Annotated in this window: 21 protein-coding genes; 9 read left to right on the top strand and 12 right to left on the bottom strand. The window is 45.4% G+C overall.

The window, feature by feature from the left end; genetic code table 11:
- From KFE98_07300 to KFE98_07270, 7 genes are all read left to right on the top strand, one after another.
- Entirely contained in the window at positions 1-1,299 is a 1,299-nt protein-coding gene (locus KFE98_07300; GenBank protein UTW63936.1) for a glycosyltransferase family 4 protein, read from the top strand.
- Positions 1,286-2,380 (top strand): glycosyltransferase family 4 protein, encoded by a 1,095-nt coding sequence (locus tag KFE98_07295; GenBank protein ID UTW63935.1) that lies wholly within the window; start codon positions 1,286-1,288, stop codon positions 2,378-2,380. Before KFE98_07300 ends, KFE98_07295 begins: the two co-directional genes overlap by 14 nt.
- A gap of 124 nt (positions 2,381-2,504) precedes the next feature.
- The gene (locus KFE98_07290; GenBank protein ID UTW63934.1) at positions 2,505-3,716 is read left to right on the top strand and encodes a DUF1972 domain-containing protein; all 1,212 of its coding nucleotides are present in this window, start codon (positions 2,505-2,507) and stop codon (positions 3,714-3,716) included.
- A gap of 21 nt (positions 3,717-3,737) precedes the next feature.
- A complete protein-coding gene (locus KFE98_07285) occupies positions 3,738-4,613 on the top strand; it encodes an undecaprenyl/decaprenyl-phosphate alpha-N-acetylglucosaminyl 1-phosphate transferase (GenBank protein ID UTW63933.1) in 876 nt (291 codons plus the stop codon).
- Positions 4,595-4,852, top strand: a complete 258-nt coding sequence (locus KFE98_07280; GenBank protein UTW63932.1) for a hypothetical protein — start codon at positions 4,595-4,597, stop codon at positions 4,850-4,852. The genes KFE98_07285 and KFE98_07280 overlap by 19 nt, the downstream gene beginning before the upstream one ends.
- Before the next feature lie 9 nt (positions 4,853-4,861).
- A complete protein-coding gene (locus KFE98_07275) occupies positions 4,862-5,347 on the top strand; it encodes a hypothetical protein (GenBank protein ID UTW63931.1) in 486 nt (161 codons plus the stop codon).
- A gap of 86 nt (positions 5,348-5,433) precedes the next feature.
- Entirely contained in the window at positions 5,434-6,018 is a 585-nt protein-coding gene (locus KFE98_07270; GenBank protein UTW63930.1) for a hypothetical protein, read from the top strand.
- 58 nt (positions 6,019-6,076) lie between these two features.
- Here KFE98_07270 and KFE98_07265 read toward each other — a convergent pair whose 3' ends face one another.
- Both KFE98_07265 and KFE98_07260 read right to left on the bottom strand, forming a co-directional pair.
- Positions 6,077-6,718 carry a response regulator transcription factor gene (locus tag KFE98_07265; protein UTW63929.1) on the bottom strand — a complete coding sequence of 214 codons (642 nt, stop codon included), beginning with the start codon at positions 6,716-6,718 and terminating at the stop codon, positions 6,077-6,079.
- Complete coding sequence (locus KFE98_07260) at positions 6,715-8,649, bottom strand: sensor histidine kinase (GenBank protein UTW63928.1); 1,935 nt, start codon at positions 8,647-8,649, stop codon at positions 6,715-6,717. The genes KFE98_07265 and KFE98_07260 overlap by 4 nt, the downstream gene beginning before the upstream one ends.
- A 149-nt stretch (positions 8,650-8,798) precedes the next feature.
- On the opposite strand from KFE98_07260, the gene KFE98_07255 reads away from it, so the two are divergent.
- Positions 8,799-9,773, top strand: coding sequence for a hypothetical protein (locus tag KFE98_07255; protein UTW63927.1), 975 nt, complete (start codon positions 8,799-8,801; stop codon positions 9,771-9,773).
- On the opposite strand, the gene KFE98_07250 is transcribed toward KFE98_07255, so the two are convergent.
- From KFE98_07250 to KFE98_07205, 10 genes are all read right to left on the bottom strand, one after another.
- The gene (locus KFE98_07250) at positions 9,774-10,403 is read right to left on the bottom strand and encodes an NAD(P)H-dependent oxidoreductase (protein ID UTW63926.1); all 630 of its coding nucleotides are present in this window, start codon (positions 10,401-10,403) and stop codon (positions 9,774-9,776) included. It abuts the gene before it with no gap.
- A 10-nt stretch (positions 10,404-10,413) separates the two neighbouring features.
- Positions 10,414-11,292, bottom strand: coding sequence for a pirin family protein (locus KFE98_07245; protein UTW63925.1), 879 nt, complete (start codon positions 11,290-11,292; stop codon positions 10,414-10,416).
- Positions 11,293-11,382: 90 nt separating this feature from the next.
- Entirely contained in the window at positions 11,383-12,264 is an 882-nt protein-coding gene (locus tag KFE98_07240; protein UTW63924.1) for an AraC family transcriptional regulator, read from the bottom strand.
- A gap of 62 nt (positions 12,265-12,326) precedes the next feature.
- On the bottom strand, positions 12,327-13,571 hold the full coding sequence (nrfD, locus tag KFE98_07235) for a polysulfide reductase NrfD (protein UTW63923.1): 1,245 nt from the start codon (positions 13,569-13,571) through the stop codon (positions 12,327-12,329).
- Between the two features lie 12 nt (positions 13,572-13,583).
- Positions 13,584-14,651 (bottom strand): 4Fe-4S dicluster domain-containing protein, encoded by a 1,068-nt coding sequence (locus tag KFE98_07230; protein UTW63922.1) that lies wholly within the window; start codon positions 14,649-14,651, stop codon positions 13,584-13,586.
- Between the two features lie 15 nt (positions 14,652-14,666).
- Positions 14,667-15,305 carry a hypothetical protein gene (locus tag KFE98_07225; protein UTW63921.1) on the bottom strand — a complete coding sequence of 213 codons (639 nt, stop codon included), beginning with the start codon at positions 15,303-15,305 and terminating at the stop codon, positions 14,667-14,669.
- A complete protein-coding gene (locus KFE98_07220) occupies positions 15,302-16,069 on the bottom strand; it encodes a cytochrome C (protein ID UTW63920.1) in 768 nt (255 codons plus the stop codon). Before KFE98_07220 ends, KFE98_07225 begins: the two co-directional genes overlap by 4 nt.
- Positions 16,070-16,100: 31 nt before the next feature.
- Entirely contained in the window at positions 16,101-18,428 is a 2,328-nt protein-coding gene (locus KFE98_07215; protein ID UTW63919.1) for a molybdopterin-dependent oxidoreductase, read from the bottom strand.
- A 10-nt stretch (positions 18,429-18,438) separates the two neighbouring features.
- Positions 18,439-18,666 (bottom strand): hypothetical protein, encoded by a 228-nt coding sequence (locus KFE98_07210; protein UTW63918.1) that lies wholly within the window; start codon positions 18,664-18,666, stop codon positions 18,439-18,441.
- A gap of 1 nt (position 18,667) precedes the next feature.
- A complete protein-coding gene (locus tag KFE98_07205) occupies positions 18,668-19,981 on the bottom strand; it encodes an alginate export family protein (protein UTW63917.1) in 1,314 nt (437 codons plus the stop codon).
- Between the two features lie 423 nt (positions 19,982-20,404).
- On the opposite strand from KFE98_07205, the gene KFE98_07200 reads away from it, so the two are divergent.
- Positions 20,405-21,100, top strand: coding sequence for a CoA transferase subunit A (locus KFE98_07200; GenBank protein UTW63916.1), 696 nt, complete (start codon positions 20,405-20,407; stop codon positions 21,098-21,100).
- Positions 21,101-21,122 lie beyond the last annotated feature (22 nt).

The raw sequence follows: 21,122 nt of genomic DNA, 5'->3' as shown, positions 1-21,122 counted from the left end.
ATGACTACAATTTTAGCCTCAGCATACGCCGTAAATCCATACAAAGGATCTGAAGATGGAATGGGATGGAACTTTGTTCTACAAATAGCCCGCTTTAATCGCATCTTGGTGGTGACCCGAAAAAACAACCGGGAAGCCATCGAAAAATACCAGCGGGCCAATCCTGATTCGCGCTACAAGAACATCTCGTTCTACTACTTTGATTGGCCTTACATTCTTCGGGCCTGGAAAAGAAAAGGTCAGGGAGCACTCCTGTATTTCTACCTCTGGCAAATGACTTTGCCCCTGTTTGTGCTGGCTCAAAAACTCAAATTTGATATCACTCACAACCTCAATTTCCACAACGATTGGACTCCCTCTTTTTTATGGACTTTAGGCAAACCTTTGGTTTGGGGTCCTGTTGGACATCACCCCAAAATTCCAGCAGCCTTTGTTCAATCGGGAAAACCCTTCAAAGACAAGCTGAAGAACTCCATGACCTGGTTGGCCAAAAAGTTCTTTTGGAACCTGGATCCCTTTGTGTTTTTGACCAAGAAAAAATCCAATAAGGTTTTAGCGATGCACTCCGGTGTGGCCAAAGAACTTCGCTTGGATGCCAAACAATGGGAATACATGCCAAGCGTGGCTTCCGAATGGCACAATGATCAAAAAACAGTACATGGAGAAGGCTTCAAGGTGCTCTCCGTTGGACGGTTTGTAAGCCTTAAGGGGTTCGACGTTACGTTGCGTGCATTTGCCCGGTTTCACCACCGCCTGCCAGAAAATCAAAAAGCACAATCTCAATTGCACCTGATCGGAAAAGGGCCTTTGGAGGATTACCTGAAAAACCTGAGCAAACGTTTAGGCATCGATAAGGCGGTAACCTTTACCTCCTGGATCGATCGGAATGAACTCATGAAAATCTACCAGGAATCAGATGTGTTTCTTTTTCCCTCGCACGAAGGTGCTGGAATGGTCGTATCTGAAGCCCTTTCTTATGGTCTTCCTGTCATTTGTTTTGACAACGAAGGTCCCGGAGAGTTTGTAGACAATTCCTGTGGTCGCAAGGTTCCTTATGGTGAGTATGACTACACTGTTATCCAGTTTGCTAACCGCTTGACCGAATTGTATTACAACCCCATTCAGAGAAAACAGCTATCTCGTCAAGCTCGCTCTCATTTTGAGCAATGGTTTGCCTGGGATCAAAGAGGCTTGCAATTGCGTGATGTATACGACCAGGTTTTGGGTCATTCTCAGGCTGCTTTTTCCAAACAACAATTTACCCCTCAAACTAAAAACGACGCCTATGTCTCTGCCTAAAACAAAACTGGTTTTTGTTCATTTGATGGACGACCTCAGCGGTAGTCCAAAGGTTTTATCTCAAGTCATTGATCACTTTGCTAATCAAGGACACCCCGCCGATTTGTTCACCTCGAGCACTGGTAACAAAGGTTTCTTGCAAGATCTAAAGGGCGTTAATCGAGTGGAATTAGGGTATAAACGGCATGAAAACAAATGGCTTCAGCTCTACTCTTTTTTGGCCAGTCAGGTGGCTTTGTTTTTTATGATTCTAAAATACCGAAAGGAAGATGCCATCATTTATGTCAACACCCTGCTGCCCTTTGGTGCTGCCCTGGCCGGAAAGTTAACCGGTAGGAAGGTGATATACCACATTCACGAAACCAGTTTGAATCCACGTCAACTGAAGTGGTTTCTAAAAAAGGTGGCTCAGTTTTGTGCCACTAAGGCTTACTACGTTTCAGGATATTTGAAGCAAGCCGAAGAACTTATCGGGGTGCCTGGCGAAGTGGTGTACAATTCACTTACTCCCGAATTCATTGAAAAATCTTCGCAATCCATTCCATCCTTACATAAGCCTTTCACTGTGCTTATGCTCTGCTCCCTTCGGACCTATAAAGGCGTTAATGACTTTGTGGAACTGGCTCGGAAACTACCTAATCTTCAATTTGTGTTGGTGGTAAACGCTTCTTCTGTGGAACTCGACCAATTCTTTATCGATCAGTCCTTGCCTTCTAACTTAGAGCTTCATGCAGCGACCAAAAACGTGCACCCATTTTATGAAAAAGCACATTTGGTTCTCAACTTATCGCACCCCGATCAATGGGTAGAAACCTTTGGCTTAACAGCCTTAGAAGCATTATCCTATGGCCTCCCTGTAATCGTTCCACCGGTTGGCGGAATTACGGAAGTGATCGAGGATCAGCGCAACGGTTATGCTATTCATGTTGACAACAAGGGTGAAATGGTGCAAAAAATTGATCAATTAGCTCGAAACGAGCAGCTCTACGAAGAGTTTTCAAGAGCCGCCCGAACCGGTTCTCGCTTCTTCACCCCAGAAGTAATGAACTCCCGCATTGAACAACAAACCTTAAGTGCCTAATCTCTAAAAGAGAATCCGTCCTCACAAGAGAATAACAATTCCTTACCAAAAACCATTAAACACTTGATTTTCAACACATTCTTCTTCTGGCACGACTCTGACATAAAGAGTAGAAAAAGAATTCATGAAAAAGATCGCCATCATAGGTACAGCTGGAGTCCCTGCACGATACGGGGGATTTGAAACCCTCGCCGATAACCTGGTTGACCAATTGGGAGATCGTTTTGAGATGAGTGTGTATTGCAGCAATCGGTATTACTCCAAATCGGAGCGAACCAAATACTACAAGAAGGCTCGCCTGTATCATTTACCACTCAATGCCAACGGACTTCAAAGCATCCCCTACGACATCATCTCCATTCTACATGCCCTCATTTTTGCAGATACGCTGATCATTTTGGGTGTATCGGGTTGCATTGTTTTACCCTTTGTCAAACTCTTTTCCCGCAAACGCATCATTGTAAACATTGATGGCTTGGAGTGGAAACGGGGCAAGTGGAGCAAACCGATTCGGGCGTTCTTGAAGTTTTCGGAATACCTCGCCGTACGTTTTAGCGACGCTGATATAACGGATAATGAATCCATCAAACGATACACCGGTCGTTACTACAAAACCCTAAGTCACCTCATAGAGTACGGAGGTAATCATGCTCGCTCCAGAAGAATCAACAAGGCTGATCGGGCTAAGTATTCCTTTCTTCAGCAGTTTTATGCTTTCACGGTTTGTCGAATTGAGCCCGAGAACAACATCCATGTATTACTTGAAACCTTTAAGTCGCAGCCCGACAAGCCTTATGTAATAGTAGGCAACTGGGAAAACAGCCCTTACGGTCAAGAACTTAAAGCCAAGTACAGCTCCTATTCTCACTTGCATTTACTGGATCCCATATACGATCAAAAAGAATTGGACAAGTTGCGGTCCAACTGCTACGTGTACGTTCATGGCCATAGTGCCGGAGGAACCAATCCATCGCTGGTAGAGGCCATGTACCTGGGGCTGCCCATCATTGCTTTTGATGTTTCCTACAACCGGGCAACTACAGAAGGGAAGGCTTTCTACTTTGAAAATAGCGACGACCTCACCCAGGTGCTGAAGGAGAAAAGAATTGCCGACTACACCAAGAATGGTAAAACCATGAAGCGGATTGCCAAAGACCGATACGAATGGTCGGAAATTGCAGGAAAGTACGCCCGATTGATCTTCGGCTTTGACTACAACTACCAGAAGAAATCGATTTTCAGTTCTACCCGCTCACTGGAGCCACAACTCCTGATTAAAACGGGCAAAGCTCATTTATTGAATCAAAGACTCTTTTTTGACGACGACGAATATTAAACCCTAAAAAACACCCTTGATATGGAACAGATTTACCCTTTACTGATCGTTTTGTTGGCAGGTTTAGCCCTTGCCGGAATGGGTTTAATAACTCACTTCCTCATCCCAAAAATTATTCAATACGCCGTGAAGCACCGCTTGCTCGACGAACCCGACGAACGCAAAAAACACGCAACGCCAAAACCAGCTTTGGGTGGAGTAGCCGTCATGATTGGATTAACCCCCATGCTGTTTTCTTTCATCTTTTTACATGATCCGGTTACCTGGTTCGCTGTTGGTCTCGGCATTATCGCCTTGTTTTTTACCGGTTTGCGTGACGACCTTAAAGAGATGAGAGCGACCCTAAAACTCTTCATTCAGTTTGCCGCCGCTTCCCTGGTTTTTGCCGCAGGTATTCGAATCGAGTCGTTGTTTGGAATCGGATTTGACGGAGAGCTTCCTTTTATGGTGCAATACCTACTTACCGTATTGGTGATAACGGGTATCACAAACGCGATTAACCTCATGGATGGAATCGATGGATTGGCCGGTGGAATTGGTGTGATTTTGAGCCTCCTGTTTGCCTCCGTTTTCTGGGTTCAAGGACAAGTGGAGTTCATGTTATTATCCTCAGGAATGGTTGTTTGTTTGCTCGCTTTTCTCAAGCACAATTTCCATCCTTCCAAAATATTTCTGGGCGATAATGGGTCACTCGTTGTTGGATTTATTCTGGCGGTATTTGGCGTGGTGTCTACCCAAAACCTGGAAAGTGGATTTTCAATGACCTTACTTCTGGGGCATTCATGCTACCCGTATACGATACACTTCGCGTCTTTTCCTTGCGCTTACTCATGGGTAAGTCGCCTTTTCACCCTGACCGAAGTCACTTGCACCATAGCTTGCTTCGACATCGCTTAGGTCATCAGGGAGCTGCACTTACTCTTTATGCCTTGGAGGTTGTGTTGATCATCATCTCCTTCGGGCTTGATTTTACCTCCTTAGACCTCTTCAGCAAGGCTATCATATTGGCTGGAACAACGGTGTTTTTCTCCGAATTTATGGCCATCAAGCGTTTGCTCCGCATCCGATCAAGAATTGCGCAGCTACGTCAAATGCAACATATCAACCGTCAAAAAAACTATTTACTCGAACGATAAACGAAACCCATGACTCCTCAAAAAATTGCCATCGTTTCCAATTCCCCGGCAAAAGCGCTGGGATGGGCCCAACAAATAGAATCTTCAGGAAATTACCTGGTCAACTGTTTTCATCCTCAACAATGGAAAACCTTGAATGTACCTGGTGCCTTCTCCTGCTTAATTATCCTTGAATCGGCAGACTCTGATATCTCCTACCGGGAAATCCGCCGATTGATAAGCCGTCCTGAGGTTTTGCCCACGGTTATTCTCTCTGATGTTGAAAACCATTTACAGCGAGCTTTACAATTGCTCCGCCATGGTGCCTGTGACTACATCATCAACAACAGCCGTGCATTCTCACAACTCATTCCGTGTATACAACAAATGCATCGGCAAAAACAAGATCAACAAGAGTTGCAGCATTTGAAAACGAAAAGCAAGCGAACCCTAAAGCAAACGGTTTTCGTCATTTCGTTATTTCTCACTTGTGCCTTAATCGCAGCAAGTATGTAGCTGAAAAATACGGGAATTACTCTATTTTTTGGAGGAAATGAGTCCGGTAGCTTTGGTCTAATCTGCAATTCAAAAATTAGATCGTTATGAAAAAAGCTGCAAAACTTGGGCTCTCGGCACTGGCCCTTCTTCTCGTGTTTTACTCCTGTAAAAAAGAAGAAACGCCCGAACCAGAAACTCCGACTACCACGACCACTACAACGAACAATAACTCAAATAACAACAACAATCCCGTCACTCAGGGAGAGTACATTCAATGCAAAATTGACGGCAAAGATTTCCTCTCTAAGGATGATGACGAGAACCGCTTCTCTTATGCTCGAATAAACTTTGGGCAACACCACCTCAAAGGAGCAGATTCCACCACCCAATCTATCAATCTCTGGTTCTTCGAATTTGATAGTGTGGGTACCTATCCAGTTGGTGGGCCCAATAATGTAAGTTGCCAATGGCTGACAACGAACCCGCTCAAAACCTACGACTGTAGCGAGAAGTTGGCCAAAGACGGAATAACTACGGGCCAAATCGTGGTGACCCATTTCGACGGTGTTAAAATTGAAGGAACCTTTGAGTTTACCGCCGTATTCCCGGATTGGAATGATCCACAAAACCCAGACTATTCAGACAAGGTTACCGTGACAGAAGGTAAGTTCCGACTCAACTACAAATAAGGCCTTATTGGGGGCAGCCTGGTCAAGGAGCATTTCATGCAGATTGGCCGGGTTGCTTTTAATGAACAAGCTTGTTCTCAAAGGCAAAACGCACCAAGGCAGCCACATTGTGTACCTCCAGTTTGCGCATAATATTGGTTCGATGGGTATCCACGGTCCTTGGACTGATGAATAATCCCTCTGAAATCTCTTTGTTCGATTTTCCCTTGACCACCCATTGAATAATTTCCAATTCCCGAGGAGAGAGCTCGGCTACCAAAGGACTCTGAGTCAAGGATGGATTTACCCTGCTTTTGTTGGTTAATACTTCTTCTACATCTTTGGGAAAATAGGTCTCGCCCTGGGCCACTTTTCGAATCGCTTCAGCCAGCTCTTGTTGACCTACCGTTTTAATCAAATAACCCTTTACACCCACCTCCAGGCAGCGAGTCATCAATGCCTTTTCAGCGTGCATGCTAAGAATAATAATTCGATCGTTGGGGTATTTTTTTAGCAAGGTTTGAGCGCAATCAATGCCATTCATCTCAGGCATATCGAGATCCAATAAATAGACATCTACCTCCAGGTTGGCTACCTGTTCAATCACATCGCGGCCATGGATACATTGGGCTACCACTTCAATATCCTGCTCGGGCTGGAGCAATTGAGCAATTCCATCCAAAATAATTTTGTGGTCATCTGCTAAGAGTACTTTGATCATCCCATTGGAATTGTAACCGCCATTCGAGTTCCTTTATTAGGCGTAGATTCAACCATTAACTTTCCTTGAACCGTTTCCAACCGGCTGGTTATGTTACGCAATCCGATACCATCGCTGTTTGCGTCTGAATCAAAGCCTACTCCATTGTCCTCAACGCTCAAATGGATCTGACTTCCAGCTTGAAACAACTGAACCTGCACCAAAGATGCTTGGCTGTGTTTAAGTAGGTTATTAACCAACTCCTGGGCCACCCGAAAGAGCGTAATTTCCAGGTTTTCAGCGTATCGATTCGGTACATTAAAATGCTCAAAAGAGTATTCTATTCGATTTTTCAAAGAGAGTTCCAGCATGTCTTCCAAAGCTGGCACCAAACCAGATTCAGCAAGCGATCGAGGCATCATGGTATGGGAGAGTTCTCTTAACTCCTGAGTGGATTGATCAAGCAAGTCCATGAGCTTTCCCGAATCTTGGTGAGGTGTATCTCCAAACAATCGTCCGAAACCTAATTTAAGGCCTGCGAGTTGTTGGACCATTCCGTCGTGCAGATCCCGTGCAATGCGACTGCGCTCTTGCTCCTGAGCCTCGATAACGGCCTCCAATCCCTTTTGCTGTTCTTCGATTCGAGCAGCCGCCAGTTTCGATTTTTCCTGTTGTTTGTTCCTGTAAAAAACGAATCCTAAGCCCAGGATTAAAAACCCACCAGCCCCAGCAATAATGCCAATCAGGTTATTCTTTTCGGAAACCTTGAGCTCGGCTTCCGCTTTTTCTTTTTTGGTTTTATACAGCTCCTTCTCCTTCTCACTGATCTGGTATTTCTTATCCAATTCCAAAATCGTGCTTTGTACTTCCTCCCCACGCACCTCTTCTTGCAGCTGGTAGGATGAATCCAGGTAGTGATAGGCTTGGGTAAAGTTTTTCTGCCTGGAGTAGATATCGGAAAGGGTGTAGTAGCTCATGAATTTTAACCGTTGGTCGCCCATTTCCCGAGCCAAACTCAACGCTTGTTCCACTTGATTTCTGGCCTCGGCATAGTCTCCGGTTTCGTTCAATGAAGTTCCCAGGTTGAATCGATTGATCATTACTCCCTCCCAATCGCCAATGGCCTCGTCCACCTCCAGGGAGTTGCGGTAGCAATCAATTAAATCTTCTTCCGACGAGCCCATTCGGGTGTAGATCGCACAACGGTTTCTGCGGGCGATGGCTTCGTTATAGATCAATTCTTCTTTTTGGAAAAGATCAATGGCTTTTTGGTTGTAAAAGAGTGCCGAATCGAAGCGTTCGTTACGTTCCAATCCATAGGCCAGCGAGGTATAGATGTTTCCCAACGTTCGGGGATCTTCAATGCCTTCCATGGCACTTAATGCCCGATGCTGGTAGCGATCTCCTTCGTCAAAACTGTTCATTAGGTAATAGACGTTGCCCAGGTCATTCATCACCTTGATCATTTCCAGGGAATCCTGTTGCACGGTGTAATAGGCCAGGGCTTTGAGGCTACTTCGAACAGACTCTTCGTAGCGTCCACCGTTTCGGTAATTGGCTGCCAGGTAGCGATAAGTTTTCATCACCTTAGCGGAATCGGGAATGTGGCGGGCGTGGATCAAGGCTTGGGAAAAATAGTAGCTGGAAGAATCTATATATCCCGAGTATTTATAGCTGATTCCAATGGTCATTCTTAGGTCGTAACTTACCTCTGAGTTCAATTCTTCCAGCTCGTTGAGGAGCGGGATACAGAGGGAACGAACTGCCACTTGATCCGTACGAACCATCAATTTTCCATAAGCCACAGCCAATTCGGCTTTTTCCTGGTCTTGGGTCGATTGATGGTAAATCTGAAGCAGGCTATCTGCTTCCGCAGAATCAGCATAAACTGATCCAGGCGCTGCTAGCCAGAGGCAAAGGACTATACCTACCCAAATTGATGATCCCCTCATTGTTTGCTTGAATTTCCCACTCACCTCCAGGCCGACTCAGGATAAAAATAAAGCAAATAAACCAGTAAATCAGCACCTTCAAAATACAGGAATCACCGTATTGATCTCCGCGTATCACCCCGATAATTTTGAGCTAAATGCATGAAATTATGAAGTTTATTAAAACAATTTTAGCCTCAGCGGGGACCACGACTCTCGTCGTTCTCACTTTCGTCTTCGCTCCTGTCTCTCCTGTTCAAAGTCAGTCAAAAGACCTGCAAAAACTGGTCGAAAATCCTGAAAAATTAGGCAAGTACATCGTTGTGCCTCCGGGCCGAAATGAAATCAGAAACTGGCAAATCAAAAAAGGGTATTGCTCAGAAGGTGATTACCAAATTCCCAAGAAAGTCGCCTTACTCAGTTTCTACATCAAAGATGATAACTACACCGCTTTTTCCAGCGGCTATTACTTCAATACCAGCACCACCACCAAGGCATCGGCTGCCCAAGTCAATGTGCTTACCCAAATTCTATACGATCAAGAAATCGCTGCCCTTAAAAAGGAGTTTGAAGCCCTGGGTATTCAGTTGCTCGAACCCCATGAGTACCTGGACACCGAAGAAAAGAAAAACTGGTATTATAACGCCTCGTTACCCATTATCGATGAAAAGATCAAATCCTGGGGACTAAGCGGCAACAAATCAGCTATTCCAGATGGATATCGTTTGCTACCTTTCAATGACCTCTTTCTCAACGGAAACAAGTTCTTCAACGAAAAAGACGACTTCCTCGACAAGCTGGGCATGGACGCCTACCTTACCATTGGCATAAATCTATCTGCAGCCGGCGGCCTCTACAAACGATCATCGGCGAGCATTGATGTTAGAAACCCTGCCCAGGGAAGCAAAACCATCTACCGGCCTTTCCATGAGAACGTCTATGGCAACACCAAATTCGGCCGACAGTTTGACGGAATCTGGATCACCGAAGAAAGAGATGTGGTCAACAAAAAAGGTAAAACCAAAACCCAAACGGTAAAGGTGGGAGTAGATCAAAACATCTCAGTAGTAACCCGCATTGTGGCCACAGCTACCGGGCAACAACTGGTCGCCTGGATTGAAGACAAAAAGAAGAAGAAGAAATAGTCACCTCACTTCAAACAGGTCTGCCAAAGGTTTGCGCACTTTTTTCAAATGCTGGGCTTGGTCCTCTTCTGAACGGAATCCTACAGTAGCAACCACTACAGAAGCCAATCCTTGCTCTTTTAAACCTAATGCTTCATCGTACTGGCTAGCGTCGAATCCTTCCATCGGGCAAGCATCAATACCCATGGCTGCTGCTGCTACCAGAAGTTGACCCAAGGCGATGTATACCTGACGAGTGTTCCAGGCCTGAAGAAATTCTGAACTCTTCGGTTCAATAGTCTTCTTAACAAAGTCACCATAACCAGAAATGGACTCCAGGGACACTCCTCGGGTATCGGCCATTCGCTGTACGAATTCATCTACCATATCGGGAGTCATATCGGTATTGGCGCAAAACACAAACAAGTGCGAGGCATCCGTAATCTGAGACTGTCCCCAGGACATGGGTTTTAGTTTTTCACGCAATTCTGCATCACGAATGTCAAGCACTTTGTAAGGTTGCAGTCCATACGATGAGGCCGACAATTGAATGGCTTCCCAAAGCTCATTTACCTGTTCGTCAGACAGTTTTTTGTTCGGGTCAAATTTCTTGGTGGCATAGCGCCACTTTAGGGATTCATTTAAATTCATTGCTTACTATTTAAATCGCCATGGGCACTTCCATCAACAGTACGCGGGCCGTGCTTCCAGCTTTTACTTCAATTTCATTTACTTGGGTTATTCCGAAACCATCTCGTGGTGCCAGTTTTTGACCGGCCACTTCCACTTCGCCTTCAAGAACGAACAGGTAAAGGCCGTTACCTTCCTTTTTTCGGGTATAGTTCGCTTTCTTTCCGGCATCGAGGTTGGCCAGGCTAAACCACGCATCCTGGTGAATCCAAACCCCTTGGTCATTCGGATCGGGAGAGAGTACCTGGTAAAAACTATTTGGCTTAGCAATATCTCGGATGGAGATTTGATCGTAGCGAGGGGTTACGTCCTTTTTGTTCGGAAATACCCAGATCTGTAGAAACTTAACCGCCTGGTTTGCATTCTTGTTGTATTCACTGTGAAAAATACCTGTCCCAGCACTCATCACCTGAACATCTCCCTGGCGAATAACAGCGGTGTTTCCCATGCTGTCTTTATGCTCCAGGTCTCCTTCCAGGGGAATGGAGATGATTTCCATGTTATCATGCGGATGGGTTCCAAACCCTCGTCCAGCTTCTACTCGATCATCATTTAATACCCGCAATACACCAAAGTGCATCCGCTCAGGGTTGTAGTAATTGGCGAAACTAAATGTATGGTGTGTATCGAGCCAGCCATGGTTGGCATGGCCTCTTGTTTCAGCTTTGTGTAATACCGTATTCATGGTTTTGTCCTCCTCATTGGGTAGGTGATTAAACCCTACCTGTTTCATCATCTGGTCGTAATCGGAGTTTTTCAAGCGTACATTTTTGGCCTGAAGCATGGCGGGTGCAATGGCTCCAGCAGCTCCGGCTAATAAGGTCTTTTTGAGAAATTCTTTACGTTCCATAACGATGCGATTTAACGATAGAACAAAGTTCCCCACTTAGGGTTGAATGGAGCTTATCAAAATTCCGGGTGGGCTTATCAAAATCCGGGGTTATCTTTTTTGCCGGAAAGAAGAAGGGCTTATTCCGGTACACTTTTTAAAAAAGGAACTGAAGTTTGCGGGCTCGCTGAATCCTAATTCGTAGCTGATTTCTTTGTTGCTCAATTCGGTAAAATAGAGCATTCGTTTGGCTGCTACCGTGATCCTGGATTGTATGTGTTCCTTGGCTGATTTACCCGTCAGTGACTTAACTGAGGTATTCAGGTAATCCGGAGTCACGTTCATGGCTTGGGCATACTCTTTTACCTGGTGCCATTCCTTGAAGTGGTTTTCAAGTAATCCCTTTAAGTTCCGCAATAGCGTGAAGGATGCCTGGGCTTTTTGTGGATTATCCTGCGAATCGTTTAAACACCGTTGATTGCACCGGATGAGCAGCAATTTTAGCCAGGACCCAATCTCGGCGTATTTCAAAGCGTGGTTTTCGCCTTGTACCTGGTGGATTTTATGGGCAAAATCCCAAATCTCTTGGAACCCTTCTTGACCAGGGTTTAATGGGGGTCGGTTGCCAAAGTCCTCAAACAAGTGCAGGTCATCTATAAAGATCTTTTCGATGCCACTTTCCAACATGAACTGGGTAGAAAAAACGATAGCATATCCTTCCGGTCTACTGGTAGCGATGAGCTGATGGACCTGCCCTGGGGACAAAAAATAGATCTGATGGGCTCCCATATCAAACTCCTTAAAATCAACCAGGTGTTTGCCACTTGCCTTTTTGACCAGCAAAACGATGTAGAAATTGTGTCGGTGAGGTTCATCCGCAATGCCTTGATTGCGGTCATAGATATCCTCCATTCGCTTAAGGTCGAAGGATAGTTCCGTATTATCCGGATCAACTTCCTGGTAAACTTTTATGGGTCGTGCCTCGCTTGACATGAAAATTCAAAGCACTAAAATAAGCCTTATCCCTCGGCCCTTAAGGTTAAGATTTGTCAATCCTAATCCACCTTCTCAAGCGGTTTTTTAGTCACCGATGGATGAAGCATCTGCCCGGTTTCAATCCGGATAGCAATTTTTGCCAGGGCACTGAAGATAAAAGCCCCCATAGCCAGCACACCTACACAAACCACAAGTTCTACCCAGGTGGGGGTATACTCCACAATTTTGCCCCAAGGTCCGGGAATGAATCCTGGGATGATCAAGCCCAAACCCTTTTCAATCCAAATACCCACAAAGAGCATGGCACAAGCCAGAGAAAGCATTTTGAAATTTTGCCGAAACATTCGGATCGTAAGCATCAAGGTTGCCACTAAATTGAGGGCTATACCGGTCCATACCCAAGGAACCAAAGACTCATGACCTTCCAATCCAAAGAAGAGATATTGGGCACTCAAGCTATGGTGAGTGGGTGCGTAAAACTCCTTGAACAATTCAGATCCAAGCATCACCAGGTTAATCTGAGCCGCCACCGTTACAATCATGGAGATCTTTCTCAAGGTAATGTCCTCGATGGAAAACCGGGTGTACTTACGAACAAACTCAAGAACCAGAATAATCAAAGCAGGTCCCGCTGCAAAAGCAGAGGCCAGAAAACGAGGGCCCAAAAGTGAGTTGTTCCAAAACGGACGAGCGGGTAATCCGGCATAAAGAAATGCGGTAACCATATGGATTCCCACAGCCCAAAAAACGGAGATCAAGACGCCTGGAAGGTAGATGCTCTTTTTGGGCTCAATGCCCTTGTAATGGCAGTAAAGAATGTAGCATGGAATGGAAAAATTGATAAACAAATAGCCATTCAACACCAATACATCCCAGGCCAACATAGAATTGGGCCAGTTGAAGTAACCAATAACGGGAATCAAGTGCCAGGCTCGAGCAGGCCCGCCAAGGTCAACCACCACAAAGGCCAAACACATGCATAAGGCTGCCACAGCCAACCCTTCTCCAATTAATACAGCCTGCTTAAAGTTCATATCCTTCAACACATAGGCGGGAAGAATAAGCATCACAGCAGCCGCAGCTACCCCAACAAAAAAGGTAAAGTTGGAGATGTAAAGCCCCCAGCTAATCCGATCGTTCATTCCTGTGGCCTGAAGCCCTTCGTCCAGCTGAACGGTATAGGCATACATGCCCATCAAAACCAGAAAGGTGAGCAAGGCCATCCAAAGGTGGTAGGCCCGGTTTCCATGTATGACTGAATCGAGGCAGTCTCTTACAAATCTGAATATGATCTTAACTTCCATTTCTACTTTCGATTAATCCATGAAATACCAAAACTTAGGCTCGGTTCCGAGTTCCTCTTTTAAGCGAAACACCTTCTTGTTCTCCAATACCCATCTGATTTGACTGTTGGGGTCTAATAGGTTACCAAACACCCGTGCACCTGTTGGGCAGGCGTCTACACAAGCTGGGTTTTTACCACTTCGGCTTCGCTGAATACAGAAGGTACATTTCTCCATCACCCCTTTCTTCCGAGGGCGATTTCCCAGGTAATGCTGTTTCAGGTTGATTTCTTCTTCAGGAATTTCGGGCTCCTTCCAGTTAAAACGTCTTCCATCATAAGGACAGGCAGCCATGCAATAGCGACAGCCGATACACCAATCGTAATCGATTACCACAATTCCATCTTCTTCCTGCCAGGTTGCACCCACAGGACATGCCTCGATACAAGGAGCGTTTTCACAGTGAAAACACTGGGTGCCCATATAAAAGTGACCAGCAGCAGGAACTTCGTGAAAGAAGTTGTCATCTGCCCCATCAAAATTCACTTTTCCATTTTCAATTTCATGAATCCGGATATACTGCATTTGAGTACTTCTATCCTGGTTGTTTTCCTCCACACAAGCGTTTACACAATCCATGTAACCCTGGCATTTGGAAACATTGAAGGCGTACCCATAAAGCACATTTTCAACCGGGGCATCAGTACCAATGCTCACCGTTTTACCAGTTCGCATTTCATAAAGCTTTTGAAGTCGGTCTACGGTTTGGCCGCGCTCTTCATCCGTCATCAAGCGGTAGTTGGTCTTGAAGTATTCGTCCCACTTCATACTCGTTTTTTCACGAGATTCGGTTGAAGTGGCCATATTACAAGCCGTTTGAGTGAGCCCTGCCCCCACAATAAGTCCTTGGGTAATGGTAGATAGTGCCTTCCGCCGACTTACGGATTTATTCAACACATTATCGTAGCCATCCGGTTTCTTGTGATCCTGACATCCACCGGAATTTGATCCACATCCGCAGGATTCTTTTTTCGTTTCAGCAATCTCCGAAGCAAAAAAGGATCGGATACTTTGCTTGGCTCTGAGTAAGTCAATTAACATAGCATTCCCGTTTTGTCATTTGTCTTCCAATTTTTGAGTACTGTATCGGGCCGGTAACCGGGTTGGAAAAGAGGGATTGTGGGGATTGTGACAACCGACACAGGTTTTAGCCAGCCGGGGTGGCGCCCAGCCGTTGAGTTGTTTGCCGTGAGCTCCTCCCTGCCAATCTTTATACTGGGTGGAATGGCATTGCCCACAAAGCTCAAAACTTCGGTTTATAGAGAGCGGTTTACCTGTAAGTGTCACCAATTCATCCAGGTTGGATTCTGAGTGGCAAGTCAGGCATTCCATGGTTTCCGAAGAAGCATGTTGCAAGCTCAAGTTCCAATGTGAGTTTTTAGGCTTATCGGGTTTGGCTTGAAGTTCGGCCAGAGATTCGCTGTGGCAGTTGGAGCAGGGAAAAGAATTTAACCCATCTTCCCGGGTTTCGGTATAAAAGGGGTGAACTCCGGCAAGTTTGGGGTGCACCCGAACCAATAGGGAGGTGTCCAAACGACTGTTGTACTCCAAATGGTAAGTGGGTACCTCATCGTTTTTTTGAATTTCCTTAATCAGGCTTCCGTGATGGCCTGAACCATGGCTCAGCTGAGGAGCCAGTTTGGCGATCAAAACGACCATCAACACGAGAACTAATAGAACGATCCACTTTTTCATTCGTTTGATGTTTTTTGTTCCTTATCAGCTAACCATTGAATCAGCTCTTTCCTTTCTTTTAATCCCTGTTCACTCATCGTATCACGAATGACTGGAGCATTCATCGCATCGGGTCTGGAAAATTCCATGGACGATTCCCCGGCCACATGGCATTGGCGACAATTGATTCGCTCAGGGTGTGTGGTTCGAATTTCCACCGGTGCCGCAGATCCAGCATGACAGGAAAGGCAATTTCCCCTTAACTGCAAGGTGTGCGGAATGGGCGGAGGTGCCCCTGGTAGAGCCGCTTGATGCAATTCTGGAAACTCGGTTTTTTCCCATTCGGTGGGTTTGAATTCTCCATCTGTTGTTTTGGGAACATGGCATTGCCTGCAGTTGGTAAAATTGGGGTGTGGAGCAATCGGTGCGTACGCTTCAAACTCGGGAGTATAGCCCCCGTTTTTGTGACATTGTAAGCAGGTTTTTCCGCCCACCTCGTTCTCCGAAAAAACGGCATGAGGAATAATAGGTGGTGCTCCTGGATAAGCCCGATGAGCATAATTGTCTTTCAGGCTTCGATCTCCGTCAGGCATATTTTTGTATTCCAATGCCTTTTCGGATATAGAAAACACGTCCCGGTCTGCTTGAAGGGATGGTGTTAACACGGTTTCCAGAGGCGTTTCATGTACGTCCTCCATCTCTTGTTGGAGAGCCGAAAAGAAAACCAGAATGCTTCCCAACATGACCAGCGTGAAAAGACCGATAAAAAAGAGTCGTTTTTTCATAATTGCCGATTTATTGCCAAGTAAAGCATGGTTATACCTTCTCGATTTTTACTGCACACTTCTTGTAATCTGGCTCCTTGGAGATGGGGCAAAAAGCATCCAAAGTGAGCTCGTTGATAAGGTAACCCTCATCGAAAAAGGGAACGAATACCTGACCCACAGTTGGCTCTCCCCTTCCATACACAGATGCTGGAAGAGTTATGGTTCCCCGCCTTGAAGTAATTCGAACCAAATCTTTGTTGTGAATGCCCATTCGTTTGGCATCTGCCGGATGTAGTTCCACATAGGCATTGGGAACGGCTTGATGCAACACGGGAATTCTACGGGTCATGGATCCGGTGTGCCAGTGCTCAACCACACGACCAGTATTCAACCAGAATGGGTATTCCGAATCTGGAGATTCAGCCGCTGGTTCGTAAGGTCGAATCCATATCCAGGCCTTACCATCGGGCTTGCCGTAAAAGTCAAATCCATCACCTTTGGCTGCAGGGTCATATTTAGCATGGAACCTCCATTGAGTACTCTTTCCATTTACATAGGGCCATTGAGCCCCAGGTTGAGACTTCAGCACTTCGAGGGGTGCCATTCCATGTTTTTTGCCTTCGTGGAAGCGGGTGTATTCGTTGTAGATCTTTTCCACATGATTTTCGGGAGTCCAGGGAAACAGCTTTTCATAACCCATTCGATGGGCCACCTCAATCAGCTGCCAGGTATCGCTCATAGCTTCTCCGGGAGGATCTACGAGTTGATCAAAATGCTGGGTTCTTCTTTCGGAGTTTCCATACATTCCTTCTCGTTCAATCCACATCGCAGAGGGTAGTACCACATCGGCTATGTCGGTTGTAGGTGTTGGGTATACATCGGAAACCACAATAAACCGACCTTCCTTTTTGGTGGCATCCCGATATCGTTTCAACTTGGGTATGGTTACCATGGGATTGGTTACCTGTACCCACATAAATTTGATTTCACCACGGTCCAGAGCCCGGAACATTTCCACGGTATGGTAGGTCGGTTTACTCGGAATATTTTCCACCGGAACCTGCCAGATTTCTGCCGCCATTTGACGGTCTTTTTCATTCATTACCACTCCGTGAGGCAACTTATGGGTAAGTGTTCCTACTTCACGTACAGTTCCACAGGCACTGGGCTGTCCGGTGAGGGAGAATGGGCTGTTTCCAGGAGTGGAAATCTTTCCGGTAAGCAGGTGAATGTTATACACCAAATTGTTAATCCAGGTTCCTCGAGTATGTTGGTTCATTCCCATACACCAAAGCGACATCACTTTGAGATTAGGATCTCCATACAAAGAGGCCATGTACTTAATATCCATGACGCTTACTCCAGAAATCTTGGCCACTTTTTCGGGGGTATAATCCTGTAAGAAAGCCCGGAAGGAATCAAAAGAGGCATCCTCCGCTTTATCCTTGAATTTGAATTTGTCCTCTACTCCATATCCGATGTTGGTTTTTCCACTTTTAAATACACAGTGATTACGCACAAACTCCTCGTTCACCCAGCCATTTTCAATGATCTCATAACAAATGGCATTGGCAATAGCCAAATCGGTTTGAGGTTTAAACAAAAAGGAGCTGTCAGAGGCATGGCTGGTTCGGGTTGTTCGAGTAGCAAGATCAATAATCTTAACACCCTTTCGGTTCAAGCGCTGATCCAACATCCGAGAGAACAAAACGGGGTGCATTTCGGCCATGTTGTTTCCCCACATCACGAATACATCGGCGTGATTAATGTCTTCGTAGCAACCCATGGGTTCGTCCATTCCAAAGGAGGTTAAAAACCCGGTTACAGCGGAAGCCATACACACACGTGCGTTGGCTTCTACATTGTTGGTTCCAATGGCGCCTTTAAATAATTTGTTAGCCACATATCCGTCGGGAATGGTCCATTGTCCAGACCCGTAGATAGAAACGGCATCTTTTCCGTGATCGGCAATGGTCTGCTTCATTTTACTGGCCACGAGATCGAGAGCTTCCTCCATAGAGGTTTCAACCAACTTTCCGTTCTTTCTAACAAGCGGTTTGGTCAATCGATCTTTGCCATAGAGGGCCATCACGGAATGGTAGCCTTTTACGCAACACAATCCTTTGTTTACTGGACTGTCTGGGTCACCTTTTACAGCTACTGCCTTACCATCCGATAAGCCAACCAGAAGACCACAGCCTACTCCGCAAAATCGACACGGAGTCTTTTTCCAGGAGATCGCATCTCCCAGCAATTCTTTCATCACCTGGTCTTCCGGAAAAATGATTCCAGGAAACAAGGATGCCGCCGCCAATAGCGCCGAACCTCGAGCTATTCGCTTTAAAAAATCTCGTCTGTCAAGTTGCTTATTCATCATGACTAATTCTTTATTCACTAAATGCTGAAACCAGCGTGAGTAACTTAATGGAGTCCATTTCTTCCAACTTTTGTTGCAAGGCTTTTTCCTCCGTTTCGTTTTCCGTTTCGGTTAATAGAACCACCACGTCCTTGTTGTCTGCTGGAGAAGCATCACATTCTTTCATGTTATTCAACTCCTGAAGGAGCTTATCTTTTCCTCCGGCAGCGGGTATTGCGAGATAACTCTTGACGGGCATTCTATTTAATTTTTGGCTTGAACGTATAAGAAGGTTTTAAGGTAATCATGGCCCAGGCCCAATTCTGAACTTCGTTGCGGTCTCCTCCCTTCAATCTTTCCATCGTATCGCTGGCAAATAGGTGAGAATAACCAAAGTTCAACTTGCTGTTCTTCGTCAATTTTAGGCCTACGGAAAAGTCAAGTTCCGTACCCAAATAGCTGTCCATGGCTTGGCTTCGAGCATCCACCACATCGGCATTGGAGTAGAATACGTGACCAGTCAATACAAGCTTGAGTTGCTTCGGTCCTTTTTCTTTCCAGGCCGCTGTCAGGTAACCATCGTTCAGTCCAACACTTCCAATGTGGTTTCCGACATAGAAGTAGTCCATATAACCATTGAATTTGTGGTTGGTACCGAAGTAGGGATTAAAAGCATTGTTTTCTCCGTTAGCAGAAGCTTGGCTGTTTCCACTCAACATTTCATATCCTCCAGTGGCAGAAAGTTTCTTGGTCACTTTGTAAGTTACATCCAAGCTGGCCTGATAGGCATTCATAGTACTACTTAGCGTATCTCCATTTACTCCTCCTTGATAATAACCAGATCCATTCACAGCAAGTTTTCCTTTCTTCCAACCGATCCGACCTCCGTAGGTCTGAGCATAGTTAACGGATGGGTTTCCAATCACAGGAATAACCTGTACTCCATTGTTGAGAACCAATAAACTCAGATTCAAATTCTTCCAATCCTTATGCAACCACAAATACTGCATGGTTTTGTAGTTGTTTCGGGTAGTATATAAGGTGGTGTTTGACCGAATGCCATCCTGGTTGTAGGCCAACCCTAAGTGAGCCTTGAAGGTGCTGTCTTGATAACGCAGCAACAAAGCGTCATGACTACGAGCTTGCTGCGCCCAGTTTACGGCACCAAATAAGCGTTCGTCGTCGTATGAAATTTCTTGTCGACCAAATTTGAGGTCCCATTTCTGGTGTAATTTTATGATCCCCCAGGCCTGGTGAATGGCTGTTAATGCACCATCATTATCCACCAATTGAGGTTGCGATCCCCAAACCCGTATATCTTGAAAACTGAGGTAAACCTCTATATCCGACATTTTAATTCCGGCATTCAACCGCGTTCGTTGCTGAACATAAAAGGCCCCTTCCTGATGGGTATTGGCCAGCGTTCCATAACCATGTCGGTATTCTGCCCGGGGTCTGATTTCACCTTCTAATTTGATTTCTGTTGGTGGTGTTACCTGACCGAATGCGGGTTGCATCCAGCCGCAAAGAATGAGACTTGATACACACACCAAATCACGTATTCTTCTAATCATAATACTAGATTTTGTAAAACTGATAATGTTTGAACCGGCCCTCTTTTTAATAACCTGTTTTGGACCGTCTTTCCAAATGTAGACCATCTATTCACCTGATAAACTGATATATAAATCCATCAATTATGAGTTTAATCATGTTCAAGGATCAGTACTCAATCGAGTTAAAAAGATAAGATTTTTAAAAAGACTGTTCTGATTATCAATTGGTTAATTTCAGTATCCCCCGCAAATGGGGGCTTAAAGAAGATTTGATCTTGGATTGAACTTCCATTTAACAAGTTCAATTTTGGATTTTACTCATCCTGTCCATTCCATTCTCGAGTTAATCATTTGGTCTCCGTATTCCGCAAGGGCATGCCCATCTATTAGTCGATTATCATACCTTTGGGCGGTACCCTAAATTGATTATTTCCCATGGCAATGAACAAAGTTGTTTCGAGCGTAGAAGAGGCCCTGGAAGGCGTGCAGGATGACATGACCTTTATGTTGGGTGGATTTGGTTTATGCGGAATTCCCGAGAATTCGATCGCCGAACTGGTAAGACGCGGTATTAAGGGAGTGACCTGTATTTCAAACAACGCTGGTGTAGACGATTTTGGATTGGGCTTGTTGTTGCAAAACCACCAAATCAAAAAAATGATTTCATCCTATGTGGGAGAAAACGACGAGTTTGAACGCCAGATGCTGAGCGGGGAATTGGAAGTGGATTTGATTCCTCAAGGATCTTTGGCTGAACGCTGCAGAGCGGGTGGAGCTGGAATTCCTGCATTCTTCACTCCTGCGGGTTATGGAACTGAAGTGGCCGAAGGAAAAGAAGTTCGGGTTTTCGATGGAAAGCCACACATTCTGGAATCTGCACTAACTGCTGATTTTGCCTTTGTAAAAGCCTGGAAAGGGGACACCGCCGGAAACTTGGTATTTAAAGCAACGGCCAGAAACTTTAACCCGATGATGGCTATGGCCGGAAAAATTACGGTTGCTGAAGTGGAAGAACTTGTTCCTGCTGGTGAGTTGGATCCAAATCAAATCCATACACCGGGGATTTTTGTGCAACGAATCTTCCAAGGACAGAACTACGAGAAAAGAATCGAGCAGCGTACTACACGACCGGCCTGATTTTTTCGTTACGCTTAGTCTA

The sequence above is a fragment of the bacterium SCSIO 12741 genome (assembly GCA_024398055.1).
Classification (GTDB): domain Bacteria; phylum Bacteroidota; class Bacteroidia; order Flavobacteriales_G; family Salibacteraceae; genus SCSIO-12741.
Note: the sequence above shows the minus strand (reverse complement) of the source record. Positions and strands in the feature narration are given on the sequence as shown.

What these genes read in the sequence shown, in the direction of transcription:
- KFE98_07230 (UTW63922.1), bottom strand. Translation starts at nt 14,651, where the DNA reads ATGTTAATTGACTTACTCAGAGCCAAGCAAAGTATCCGATCCTTTTTT.
- KFE98_07215 (UTW63919.1), bottom strand. Translation starts at nt 18,428, where the DNA reads ATGATGAATAAGCAACTTGACAGACGAGATTTTTTAAAGCGAATAGCT.
- KFE98_07220 (UTW63920.1), bottom strand. Translation starts at nt 16,069, where the DNA reads ATGAAAAAACGACTCTTTTTTATCGGTCTTTTCACGCTGGTCATGTTG.
- KFE98_07205 (UTW63917.1), bottom strand. Translation starts at nt 19,981, where the DNA reads ATGATTAGAAGAATACGTGATTTGGTGTGTGTATCAAGTCTCATTCTT.
- KFE98_07200 (UTW63916.1), top strand. Translation starts at nt 20,405, where the DNA reads ATGAACAAAGTTGTTTCGAGCGTAGAAGAGGCCCTGGAAGGCGTGCAG.
- KFE98_07275 (UTW63931.1), top strand. Translation starts at nt 4,862, where the DNA reads ATGACTCCTCAAAAAATTGCCATCGTTTCCAATTCCCCGGCAAAAGCG.
- KFE98_07265 (UTW63929.1), bottom strand. Translation starts at nt 6,718, where the DNA reads ATGATCAAAGTACTCTTAGCAGATGACCACAAAATTATTTTGGATGGA.
- nrfD (UTW63923.1), bottom strand. Translation starts at nt 13,571, where the DNA reads ATGGAAGTTAAGATCATATTCAGATTTGTAAGAGACTGCCTCGATTCA.
- KFE98_07250 (UTW63926.1), bottom strand. Translation starts at nt 10,403, where the DNA reads ATGAATTTAAATGAATCCCTAAAGTGGCGCTATGCCACCAAGAAATTT.
- KFE98_07300 (UTW63936.1), top strand. Translation starts at nt 1, where the DNA reads ATGACTACAATTTTAGCCTCAGCATACGCCGTAAATCCATACAAAGGA.
- KFE98_07290 (UTW63934.1), top strand. Translation starts at nt 2,505, where the DNA reads ATGAAAAAGATCGCCATCATAGGTACAGCTGGAGTCCCTGCACGATAC.
- KFE98_07240 (UTW63924.1), bottom strand. Translation starts at nt 12,264, where the DNA reads ATGTCAAGCGAGGCACGACCCATAAAAGTTTACCAGGAAGTTGATCCG.
- KFE98_07270 (UTW63930.1), top strand. Translation starts at nt 5,434, where the DNA reads ATGAAAAAAGCTGCAAAACTTGGGCTCTCGGCACTGGCCCTTCTTCTC.
- KFE98_07285 (UTW63933.1), top strand. Translation starts at nt 3,738, where the DNA reads ATGGAACAGATTTACCCTTTACTGATCGTTTTGTTGGCAGGTTTAGCC.
- KFE98_07210 (UTW63918.1), bottom strand. Translation starts at nt 18,666, where the DNA reads ATGCCCGTCAAGAGTTATCTCGCAATACCCGCTGCCGGAGGAAAAGAT.
- KFE98_07260 (UTW63928.1), bottom strand. Translation starts at nt 8,649, where the DNA reads ATGAGGGGATCATCAATTTGGGTAGGTATAGTCCTTTGCCTCTGGCTA.
- KFE98_07225 (UTW63921.1), bottom strand. Translation starts at nt 15,305, where the DNA reads ATGAAAAAGTGGATCGTTCTATTAGTTCTCGTGTTGATGGTCGTTTTG.
- KFE98_07295 (UTW63935.1), top strand. Translation starts at nt 1,286, where the DNA reads ATGTCTCTGCCTAAAACAAAACTGGTTTTTGTTCATTTGATGGACGAC.
- KFE98_07255 (UTW63927.1), top strand. Translation starts at nt 8,799, where the DNA reads ATGAAGTTTATTAAAACAATTTTAGCCTCAGCGGGGACCACGACTCTC.
- KFE98_07245 (UTW63925.1), bottom strand. Translation starts at nt 11,292, where the DNA reads ATGGAACGTAAAGAATTTCTCAAAAAGACCTTATTAGCCGGAGCTGCT.